Here is an 11700-nt window from a genome sequence, read left to right on the forward strand (position 1 = left end):
AACCGCTTGCACAAAAAACTCTGTTTTTACTATCACTATTTAATTACTGTATTTTATCTAAAAATCAAGAGATTATTTAAAAGTTTAACTTTATCTAACAAAAATGTACTTTTCACAAGATAGCTTACCTATTCCTGTCAGATAGACTCATAATAAAAATGTTTATTGATTATACTTTAAAAATAATCTCTGTAGTTAATCTATAATTATTTTATAGATCCTTGAACAATTCCTGCAATAATTTGTTTTTGAACAAAGAAGTAGAATATTATTATTGGAATTATAGCTAAAACTAGTGCTGCCATTGCTAATTCCCATTGTTTTGAGAATGCTCCAAAAAAATTATTCATAGCTAATGGTATAGTATTTATTTTTCCATTTACAGTTAAGAAAGGTAACAAAAAGTCATTCCATATCCAAATACTGTTTAGTACTGCTACTGTAACTGTAGTTGGTTTCAATAGTGGAAGTAACACTTTAACATATGTTTGCCATTTAGTACAACCATCTATAGTTGCCGCTTCTTCAACTTCTTTTGGTATTCCTTTGATAAATCCATGGTATAAAAATATACTCATACTAACACCAAATCCTATGTACATGAAAATAAGCCCATAGTGTGTTCCTAGCATTTTAAACGGTCCGAATTCAATTTTAGCCATCCACTTTACAAGAGGTATCATTACAGCTTGGAAAGGAACAATCATTCCAGAAGTAAATACATAAAATAATATTTTACTCTTTCTGCTTTGATCTCTTACTAATACCCAGGCAGCCATTGAAGAAAATAATATAATTAATGATACACTTACTACGGTTATTAGCATTGAATTAGTGAAGGAACTTAATATATTCATTTTATTCATTGCTTCTAAATAATTTTGAAAGTTCCAGGTATTAGGCAATCCAGTAGTATTTGCAAAAATCTCTCTTCTTGTCTTAAATGAATTAATAAACATTAAATAAAATGGGATCATATATATAATTAGTAGTAACCAGGAAAATACTTCTAACAATTTTAATCTTCCAGTATAACTATCTAGTGTCTTAAGCTTTTTAGCTGGTTTATATTTCTCTACATTACTTGCGATATTGCTTGACTCCATTATACTTCTACCTCCTTTTTCTTATTAAAATAAACCTGAGTTAAAGAAATAGTTGTTACAAGTATAAAAAATATAATAGCTTTAGCTTGTCCTATACCCATATTATTTACCATAAAAGCTTCATTATAAATATTTAAAGCTAACATCTCAGTAGTCTTCAATGGTGTAAGAGAGAAGTTTAAGTCAAATAGTTTAAAGGAGTTTGCCAAGGTCAAAAATAAACAAATTGTCATTCCTTGTCTTACCATAGGAATCGTAATATGCTTAAATGTGCACCATCCATCGGCTCCATCAATATGTGCTGCTTCAATTAAATCACTAGGCACATTTTCTAATGCTGCAACATAAATAACCATTATATAACCTGCATATTGCCAAGTTGAAACAATTAACATTGCAAGCATTGATGTAGATGCTCCTTGTAAAAGTGATGTCGAAAGTGTTTCACTTCCTAAAACATGGCCTATGCCTGTAAATACAGAGTTAAACATAAACTGCCATATAAAACCTAAAATTAATCCTCCAATCAAATTTGGCATGAAAAAGCCAGTTCTTAAAAAACTGCTGGTCTTTAGTTTTCTTGTAACTACATATGCTAATCCAAACCCCACCAAATTTATAGTTATTACACTGGCAATTGTATATAAAACAGTTATTTTTAATGAATAAATAAATTGAACATCTTTAAAAATTCCTAAATAATTTTTTATTCCTACAAAATCATATTTAGGATTAGCACCATTCCAATTTGTAAATGTATAATATATACCAATTAAAAAAGGAATTATTACTACCATTGTTATTGCAAATAAAGAAGGTCCTACAAAAATCCAAAAATCTTTATTTTCTCTTGATTTTTTACTCATATACTTACCCCTTTCTTAAAAATTTTTAATTACTGCATTAAAATTCCTTCTAAAAAATTCATGAGGAGGAATCACTCTCCCCATGAATAAAATTTCATTTGCTGCTATTGAGCTTTCCCTGCATCTTGAATTCCTTGTAACATATCTTTTTTAGCTTGAGCTCCCATGTCAGTTGTAATAAATTTAGAGAATAAAGGAGCTAATTTATTTTTATTAAATCCATCTGGTAAATTAGTAAATGCCCAAGGGATTGTTTTTCCTGCTTTATTATATTCAGATATTGATCTATTCAATGGATTGTCACTTTCAACAGTAAAGTTATTAAATGCAGGAATCATATCCATATTCTTAACTAAGGCTTCTTGACCAGTTTTACTAGAAACCATCCAATCTAAAAATTCTTTTGCATCCTTATTAACCTTAGAATCTTTGTTAACTACCCAATACATTGGAACTCCTACTGGAATAGCTCCACTTACCTTTGTGTCATTATTAATTGCTAATGGAACAAATCCCATATCGAACTTAGCATCTAATTTCTTTAAATCTGAAGCGACCCAGTTACCTTGATGTAAGAATGCAGTTTTTCCAAGTGCAAAATTACCAACTTGAGTAGCATAATCAATAGTATCTAGTGCCTTTCCTCCGCCATATTTGCATAATAACTCAACTAAATTCATCCAGTCATTAAATTGCTTGTTATTAACTATATCTGCCTTACCTGCAAGATAATCTTTTGTAAATTGAGTTGGATTATCTTGTGCTGCTAAAGGTATATTGAATGTATGATTACCAGTAACCCAAAACTCTTTTGTTGTATAAGATACAACATTATCAATTCCTAATTCAGCTTTTTTACTATCTAATTTTTCAAAGGCTGCTTTTAAATTATCAAAGGTATCTAGAGACTTTGGATCTATACCTGCCTTGTCCAATATTTCCTTATTGTATAACAATCCATAACCTTCTGTTGCAGCTGGCATACCATATACTTTTCCATCAATTTTAACTGTATCAAGTGTACCTTTAACGGCCTTGTCTACCCACTTTTCTGAGCTCAAATCATCAATTTTGTGCTTCCATGTCTCATAATCTCCAGCACCTTGAATCATAAATATATCTGGTTCAGTACCTTTTTGAAATTCTGCCTTTAGTGATGCACCATAGTCAGCTCCTCCACCAACAGAAGTGACTTCAACTTTTACACCTTTTTCTGCTTCATACTTTTTAGCTAATTCTTGAAGTGCATCATTAATTTCAACTTTTAATTGATAAACTCTAACTGTCTTTCCACTTCCAGAAGCACTTGAATTTTGATCACTTGTACTAGTTGATGATGTTCCACATCCAACCATAGTTCCAACTAATAATGTTGAAGCCAATATAGACGATAATATTTTTTTTGTTTTCATGTAAATACCCCTCCACATATCTGATTTTTATTAATCAGTTTTTAAAATATAGAATAATATTTTTATATAACATATGTCTAAAATGTTTATTTTAAACATATAATGTTATCTTTTATATCGAAGTTTTCGCAACCGTTTGCGAAAACTTCAAAAAAATTTAGCTTTGATGATTACATAACATCTAGCTTTTTAAATCTGCTTCCTACCTGAGATTAGTATAACAGTCCAAGAAAACTTTTACAAATATTTATTCTTATCATTTTAGGGCAAATTATTCAATTTTTCTTTAATTTATTATCATTTGCTTTAATATAGTTTATTTTTCACAAAACCGTTTGCATAAACTTTTTACTCATCCTTATTCATTTATAAGCAACATCTTTTCCTGTCTTGTCATTTGCTTAATTTCATATTCCCTTTTCATAGCATCTCTTTTATCTTCAAACTGTTCGTTATATACTAATTTCACAGGACCTCTTCCTCGCGTATACTTCGCTCCCGTACCATTCGAATGCATTTCAATCCTTTTATCCAAATTATTTGTCCATCCTGTATAGAATGTTCCATCTGAACATTCCACAATATATACATAGTTCATTTATATCCCTCTTAATTTATATACTTATTCTAAGGTTTATTATATCACAAAAGAAAGTCAAGCTCTCCATAGAGAGCTTGACTTTCCAAAAAAGTGTTTTTAGAACTAATCTACTTTAGCTGTATCAATCCAGCTCATCATTCCTCTTAATTCTTTACCAACCTTTTCAATTGGATGCTCAGCTTCCATTCTTCTTCTTGCATTGAAACCAGGTCTATTAGTTGCATTTTCTAATAACCAATTCTTAGCAAATGTACCATCTTGAATTTCAGTAAGCACTTTCTTCATTTCTTTCTTAGTTTCATCAGTTATTATTCTCTTACCGATTTGATAATCTCCATATTCAGCAGTATCTGAAATTGAATATCTCATCATGCTTAATCCACCTTGATATAATAAATCAACTATTAGTTTCATCTCATGCATACATTCAAAATAAGCATTTTCTGGTGCATATCCAGCTTCTACTAAAGTTTCAAATCCAGCTTTAATAAGTTCTGAAACACCACCACAAAGTACTGCTTGTTCTCCGAATAAATCTGTTTCTGTTTCATCTTTAAAAGTAGTTTCAAGAACACCAGCTCTTGCTCCACCTATTCCATTTGAATATGCTAAAGCATATTGTTTTGCTTTTCCTGATGCATCTTGATGTATAGCAATTAAGCAAGGTACTCCTGCACCTTCTGTATATGTTCTTCTTACTAAATGACCTGGCCCTTTAGGTGCAACCATAAATACATCAACATATGTTGGTGGTTTGATTTGTCCAAAATGAATATTAAATCCATGTGCAAATACTAATGCATTTCCTTCTTCTAAGTTTGGAGCTATTTCTTCATTATATATTTTAGCTTGTTTTTCATCTGGTAAAAGAATCATAATTAAATCTGCTGCTTTAGCTGCTTCTGCAACAGTTGCAACCTTTAATCCAGCTGCTTCAGCTTTAGCCCAAGACTTACTTCCATTATATAAGCCAACTACAACATCTACTCCGCTTTCATGTAAATTTAATGCATGTGCATGACCTTGGCTACCATAACCTACTATAGCAACCTTCTTTCCTTTTAATAAATTTAAATCTGTGTCCTTTTCATAATACATTTTTGGCATTTTAATGACCCTCCTAATTATTATTAATATCTTCTTCACTTATTATTTGATTAATTGGTGCACCAGGTGCAACCATAGGAAAAACTTTTTTATCTGTATTTATCATATAATCTATAAGAACTGGTTCATTCGAGTCCAGAGCTTTTCTCAAAACCTCATCTATCTCTTCTACTTTAGTTATTCTAAATGCTTTGGCTCCAAAAGCTTCAGCAAGCTTAACATAATCTGTTGGTCTATCCAACGTTGTTTCAGAATATCTTCCTTCATAGAAGAAATTTTGCCATTGTCTAACCATCCCTAAACAGTTATTATTCATTATCACTTGTATTAATGGAAGTCTATTTTTAACAGCTGTAGCTAACTCATTACAGTTCATTCCAAAACTACCATCACCAGCAATGTTTATAACCCTTTTGTCTGGTCTGCCAATTTGTGCTCCAATTGCTGCCCCAAGTCCATATCCCATAGTTCCAAGACCACCTGAAGTAATGAAGCTTCTTTCAGCTTTAAATTTAAAATATTGCGCTGACCACATTTGATGTTGCCCAACTTCAGTTGATATTATAAAATTATTGTCATTTAATTTGTTTAATTTATCAAAAAGCAATTCTGGATTTAGTTCATCAGTTGAAGGTATTTTCATATCTTCTTTTAAGCTACTAACTAAACTTATCCATTCTTCATTTTTCTTTTCATCAATTAATGGAGTTAATTTATCTAGTGCAACCTTCAAATCTCCTACAATACAGGTATCAACTTTTACATTTTTATTTATTTCTGCTGGATCTACGTCAATTTGTAATACCTTAGCATTCTTAATATGATTTTGATTACTAATAACCCTGTCACTAAACCTAGCTCCAAGTGTTATTAACAAATCACATTTAGTTGCTGCTATATTTGATGCTTTTGTCCCATGCATTCCTATCATCCCTGTATAAAGTTCATGATCATTAGGAAATTCAGCCATACACATAAGTGATGTTGATACAGGTGCTTTTATTTTTTCTGCAAAATTTATTAATTCCTGAGTTGCTCCTGAAATTCTTATACCTCCACCAGCATAAATAAAAGGTCTTTTGCTTTGATTTATTAATTCTATTGCTTCTTGTAAAGCTTTATCAGTAATATAATCTGCTTTTCTAATTACTTCTTTAGGAATAAGTTTTGTATATTGAGTCTTCTCAGCTGTAACATCCTTAGGAATATCTATTAATACAGGTCCTGGCCTGCCTTCTTGTGCTATATAGAAAGCCTCTCTAATTACTTCTTGAAGTTTATTAACATCCCTTACAATATAATTATGCTTCGTTATAGGCATTGTAATTCCAGTTATATCAACCTCCTGAAAGCTGTCCTTTCCAAGTAACGGCTTAGCTACATTTCCTGTAATAGCTACCATTGGAACTGAATCCATATATGCTGTAGCAATTCCTGTTACTAAATTAGTTGCCCCTGGACCTGAAGTTGCAAGGCATACTCCGACTTTACCTGTAGCTCTTGCATATCCATCAGCCGCATGTGCTGCTCCTTGCTCATGGCAAGTTAAGACATGGTGAAGCTTATCTTTATATTTATATAGTTCGTCATATATATTTAATACAGCGCCTCCTGGGTATCCAAATATAGTCTCTACTCCTTCATCAAGCAATGACTTTATTAAGATTTCAGCCCCTGTTAACAACATTGTATTCCCCCCTTTATTCAGTTTACAGTTATCAGTTTATGCCCTTTAGGATATCCTGTGGGCAATTTACAGTTGCGGAGGAAATTTCTTCGAAATTTCTGTAATTTAGTTTTTTAGTCGTGCTTCGCACTCTTTCAGCAATCATACTCTTCATAAAATTACAAAAGTAATTCCTCAACTCTTAACTCATAACTACTTAAGAATTGCTCCTTCTGCCGCTGAGCTTACAAGTTTAGCATATCTAGCTAGATATCCTTCTTTAACTTTTGGCTCTAGTGGTTTAAACTTCTTTCTTCTTTCTTCTAATACTTCCTCGGAAACCATTAATTCAAGTTTTGCATTATTTATGTCAATTGAAATAATATCCCCATTTTCAACTAATCCAATAACTCCTCCATCAGCTGCTTCTGGTGAAACATGCCCAATAGAAGCTCCTCTTGTTGCACCACTGAATCTTCCATCAGTTATTAAAGCTACTGATGAATCAAGTCCCATCCCTGCAACGGCTGCTGTTGCTTGAAGCATTTCCCTCATTCCTGGGCCACCTTTTGGTCCTTCATATCTTATAACAACAACATCCCCTGAAACTATTTTCTTTCCAAATATAGCTTCTAAAGCTTCTTCTTCAGAATTAAATACTTTAGCAGGACCTTCATGTGCTAACATTTCAGGCAAAACTGCTGCTCTTTTTACAACAGCTCCATCTTTAGCTAAATTACCTCTAAGAATTGCGATTCCTCCAGTTTGGCTAAAAGGATTATCAATTGGTCTAATTACTTCATAATCCTTAACTTGAGCTCCCTTAATATTTTCTCCAACAGTCTTTCCTGTAACCGTCATACAATCTAAATCTAAAACATTTTTCTTAGAAAGTTCATTAAGTACTGCTGAAATCCCACCAGCAGCATATAATTCTTCAATTTGAACATCAGATGCTGGAGCTAATTTACATAGGTCTGGAGTCTTCGCTGATAAATCATTTATAATATCTAAATTCATTTCAACCTTTGCCTCGTTTGCTATTGCAGTTATATGAAGAACACTATTAGTTGAACATCCAAGTGCCATATCAGCTTTTAATGCATTCTGAATACTTCTCTCATTGATTATATCTCTTGGCTTAATATCTTTTTTAAGCATTTCCATAACGGCCATACCAGCTTTTTTGGCAAGTCTTATTCTCTCTGAAAATACTGCTGGAATTGTTCCGTTCCCTGGTAATGCAATTCCTAATACTTCACATAAACAGTTCATCGAATTTGCAGTAAACATTCCCGAACATGAGCCACAAGTTGGACATGCACAATTTTCTAAATCACACAATTCCTTTTCATCCATTGTTCCATTTTCATATGCACCAACAGCTTCAAACATAGTTGTAAGGGAAATACTTTTATTTTTATGTTTTCCTCCAAGCATAGCACCACCGCTTACTACAACTGATGGAATATTAACTCTTAGAGCCCCCATTACCATTCCAGGGACTATCTTGTCACAGTTTGGTACAAATACTAAAGCATCAAATGCATGTGCTTTAGCCATACATTCTATCGAATCTGCAATAAGTTCTCTAGTAACTAAAGAATATTTCATTCCTTCATGCCCCATTGCTATTCCATCACATACACCAATAGCAGGGAATACAAGTGGAGTTCCACCACTCATTAAAACACCCTTTTTTACTGCTTCAACAATTTTATCTAAATTAATATGACCTGGAATTATATCATTTTGTGCAGAAACAATTCCAATTAGTGGTCTTTCTATTTCTTCATCAGTTAATCCTGATGCTTTTAACAAGGATCTTTGTGGCGCCCTAGTAGGACCCAATTTCATAATGTCGCTTCTCACGCTATATTCCTCCTATTTAATTGATTTTATGCTCAGCAACCATGTTTTTGAAAAAACTCTTCAGTATTTTCTCCATTTCAATAATAATTGCCAATTATGCTTCTATTTTTTTACAAACTAATTTCCCCATTTCAACTGTTCCAACTTTTTTCTTTCCTTCTGTCATTATATCTCCAGTCCTATAGCCATCTTCAAGCACTGCTAACACTGCGTTTTCAATAACCTTAGCTTCCTCATCTAATGAAAAGCTGTATCTAAGCATCATAGCTGCTGAAAGAATTGTTGCTAAAGGATTAGCGATTCCTTTCCCTGCTATATCAGGTGCACTTCCATGAATTGGTTCATACATTCCTAATGTTCCTTCTCCAAGAGATGCTGAAGGCAACATTCCTATTGATCCAGTTACCATGCTAGCTTCATCTGATAATATATCTCCAAATATATTTGAAGTTACAATTACGTCAAATTGATTTGGGTCCTTAACCAATTGCATTGCTGCATTATCAACATATAAATGATTTACTTCAACTTCTGGATAGTCTTTAGCCATATCATTTACTACGCTTCTCCAAAGTCTTGAACTTTCTAGTATATTTGCTTTATCAACACTTGTAAGCTTCTTATTTCTCTTCATTGCTGTTTCAAATCCAATTTTAGCAATTCTAGTTATTTCTTTTACATTATATCTTTCAGTATCATACGCACTTTTTACACCATCAACTGTTTCTAGTCCTCTTTCACCAAAATAAATTCCACCAGTTAATTCTCTTACTATACAAATATCAATTCCATCTTTAACAATGCTATCTTTAAGTGGTGATTCATTTTTTAATGGTGCATATAAAACCGCTGGTCTTAAATTGCAATAAAGATTTAGGGCCCCTCTTAAACCTAATAATGCTTGTTCTGGTCTTATTTTAGCCGTAGGATCATCCCATTTTGGTCCACCAACAGCCCCTAGTAAAACGGCATCACTTTTTTTACATATTTCTAAAGTTTCCTCTGGAAGTGGTGTTCCCTCTTTGTCTATAGCACAGCCTCCAGCTAGAACATATTCATAATCAAATCTATGCCCAAACTTCTCCCCAATAATTTTTAAAACTTTTATTGTTTCCTCTATTACTTCAGGGCCTATTCCATCCCCTGGTATTACAGCTACATTATATTTCATTATAAAAATCCCCCTTTTGTAATTTTCTGATTCTTATTGCTTATTTGAAAATTCACTCAATTTAACGTTCTTCTATTATTATCTCTTTATTCAAAAATTATATCAATATAAAGCATTCATATTTTTACTTATTTATTTCTTATATATCCTATTAGTCCATCATTATCGATAATTTTTTGCATAAACTCCGGAAATGCTTCACCTTGATATTCTTGATTTTTTGATAGATTTTTAATTAATCCTGTTGAAAAATCTACTTCTAATTCATCCCCTGCATCAATATTTTTTACAGCTTCCTCACATTCCAAAATTGGTAATCCAATATTGATTGAATTTCTATAAAATATTCTTGCAAAAGTTGATGCAATAACACAACTAACTCCAGCAGTTTTAATTGCTAGTGGTGCATGTTCTCTTGAAGAACCACATCCAAAATTTTTATTAGCAACAATTATATCTCCATCTTTTACATTTCTCACAAAATTAACATCTATGTCTTCCATACAATGCGCAGCAAGCTCTTTAGCATCTGATGTGTTTAAATATCTTGCTGGGATTATTACATCTGTATCTACGTTATCACCATATTTAAATACTTTTCCTTTTACGCTCATTACTAATACCTCCTAGACTAATTCTGGGTCTGTTATTTTTCCAGTCAATGCAGATGCTGCTGCTACAGCTGGACTTGCAAGATATACTTCTGATTCAACATGTCCCATTCTTCCTACAAAATTTCTATTTGTTGTTGATACACATCTTTCACCTTTTGCTAAAATCCCCATATGTCCACCTAAGCATGGTCCACAGGTTGGTGTTGAGAATACTGCACCAGCTTCAACTAAATCTTTAATAATTCCTTCTTCTAAAGCCTGTAAGTAAATCTTTTGAGTTCCAGGAATCACTATACATCTAATTCCTTTCTTTACTTTCTTTCCTTTTAATATATCTCTAGCTATTCTTAAATCAGAGATTCTACCATTAGTACAAGATCCAATTACTACTTGATCAACTACTACATCTCCTGTATTGTCAATTGTTCTTGTGTTATCTGGAAGATGTGGAAATGATACTGTTGGTCTCAATGTACTTAAATCAATTTCAATAATTTCATCATATTCAGCATCTTCATCCGCTTCATAAACCTTCCATTCTCTAGTTGCATGTTCTTTTAAGTATTCAATAGTTTTATCATCAACAGGAAATATTCCGTTTTTTCCTCCTGCTTCAATTGCCATGTTAGCCATTGTGAATCTATCATCCATTGAAAGATATTCTAATCCATCACCCACAAACTCCATTGATTTGTATAATGCTCCATCAACACCAATCATCCCAATAATATGCAATATTATATCTTTTCCACTTATCCACTTGGCTGGTTTATTTTTAAGCACGAATTTTAAAGCTGATGGTACTTTAAACCAACATTTTCCTATAGCCATACCTGCTGCCATATCAGTTGAACCAATACCTGTTGAGAATGCGCCAAGTGCACCATAAGTACAAGTGTGCGAATCAGCCCCTATGACTACATCTCCAGCAACAACTAATCCTTTTTCAGGAAGTAAGCAATGTTCAATTCCCATTTCTCCTACTTCAAAAAAATTCTCAATCTCCATCTTTTGAGCAAATTCTCTAATATATTTAACTTGCTCTGCTGCTTTTATATCTTTGTTAGGAGTAAAGTGATCAGGCACTATTGCAATTTGACTTTTACTAAAAACTTTATCTGTCCCAAACTTTTTAAATTCATTTACAGCTACTGGAGTTGTAATATCATTTCCTAAAACTAAATCAAGATTCGCCTCTATTAATTGTCCTGCCTTTACAGTTTCTAAACCTGCATGTGCTGCTAAGATTTTTTGTGTCATTGTCATTCCCATTTTAATCATCTCC

General features: G+C 32.5%; 10 protein-coding genes. All 10 read right to left on the reverse strand.

The window, feature by feature from the left end; translation table 11 throughout:
* Positions 1-206 precede the first annotated feature (206 nt).
* Positions 207-1106 (reverse strand): carbohydrate ABC transporter permease, encoded by a 900-nt coding sequence (locus L3B98_RS17875; RefSeq protein WP_238917751.1) that lies wholly within the window; start codon positions 1104-1106, stop codon positions 207-209.
* Complete coding sequence (locus L3B98_RS17880) at positions 1106-1972, reverse strand: sugar ABC transporter permease (protein ID WP_238917752.1); 867 nt, start codon at positions 1970-1972, stop codon at positions 1106-1108. Before L3B98_RS17880 ends, L3B98_RS17875 begins: the two co-directional genes overlap by 1 nt.
* A gap of 104 nt (positions 1973-2076) precedes the next feature.
* Positions 2077-3384 carry an ABC transporter substrate-binding protein gene (locus L3B98_RS17885; protein ID WP_238917753.1) on the reverse strand — a complete coding sequence of 436 codons (1308 nt, stop codon included), beginning with the start codon at positions 3382-3384 and terminating at the stop codon, positions 2077-2079.
* Positions 3385-3742: 358 nt separating this feature from the next.
* The gene (locus L3B98_RS17890; protein ID WP_015390426.1) at positions 3743-3982 is read right to left on the reverse strand and encodes a GIY-YIG nuclease family protein; all 240 of its coding nucleotides are present in this window, start codon (positions 3980-3982) and stop codon (positions 3743-3745) included.
* Positions 3983-4087: 105 nt separating this feature from the next.
* On the reverse strand, positions 4088-5092 hold the full coding sequence (ilvC, locus tag L3B98_RS17895; RefSeq protein ID WP_015390425.1) for a ketol-acid reductoisomerase: 1005 nt from the start codon (positions 5090-5092) through the stop codon (positions 4088-4090).
* A 13-nt stretch (positions 5093-5105) separates the two neighbouring features.
* On the reverse strand, positions 5106-6779 hold the full coding sequence (gene ilvB, locus L3B98_RS17900) for a biosynthetic-type acetolactate synthase large subunit (protein WP_238917754.1): 1674 nt from the start codon (positions 6777-6779) through the stop codon (positions 5106-5108).
* Positions 6780-6971: 192 nt separating this feature from the next.
* Entirely contained in the window at positions 6972-8630 is a 1659-nt protein-coding gene (gene ilvD, locus L3B98_RS17905) for a dihydroxy-acid dehydratase (RefSeq protein WP_015390423.1), read from the reverse strand.
* A gap of 94 nt (positions 8631-8724) precedes the next feature.
* Positions 8725-9801 (reverse strand): 3-isopropylmalate dehydrogenase, encoded by a 1077-nt coding sequence (gene leuB / locus L3B98_RS17910; protein ID WP_015390422.1) that lies wholly within the window; start codon positions 9799-9801, stop codon positions 8725-8727.
* 128 nt (positions 9802-9929) lie between these two features.
* Positions 9930-10415 (reverse strand): 3-isopropylmalate dehydratase small subunit, encoded by a 486-nt coding sequence (leuD, locus tag L3B98_RS17915; protein WP_238917755.1) that lies wholly within the window; start codon positions 10413-10415, stop codon positions 9930-9932.
* Positions 10416-10427: 12 nt separating this feature from the next.
* Entirely contained in the window at positions 10428-11693 is a 1266-nt protein-coding gene (gene leuC, locus L3B98_RS17920) for a 3-isopropylmalate dehydratase large subunit (protein ID WP_238917805.1), read from the reverse strand.
* Positions 11694-11700: the final 7 nt, after the last annotated feature.

The sequence above is a fragment of the Clostridium sp. YIM B02555 genome, from assembly GCF_022320955.1.
Taxonomy (GTDB): Bacteria; Bacillota; Clostridia; order Clostridiales; family Clostridiaceae; genus Clostridium; species Clostridium saccharoperbutylacetonicum.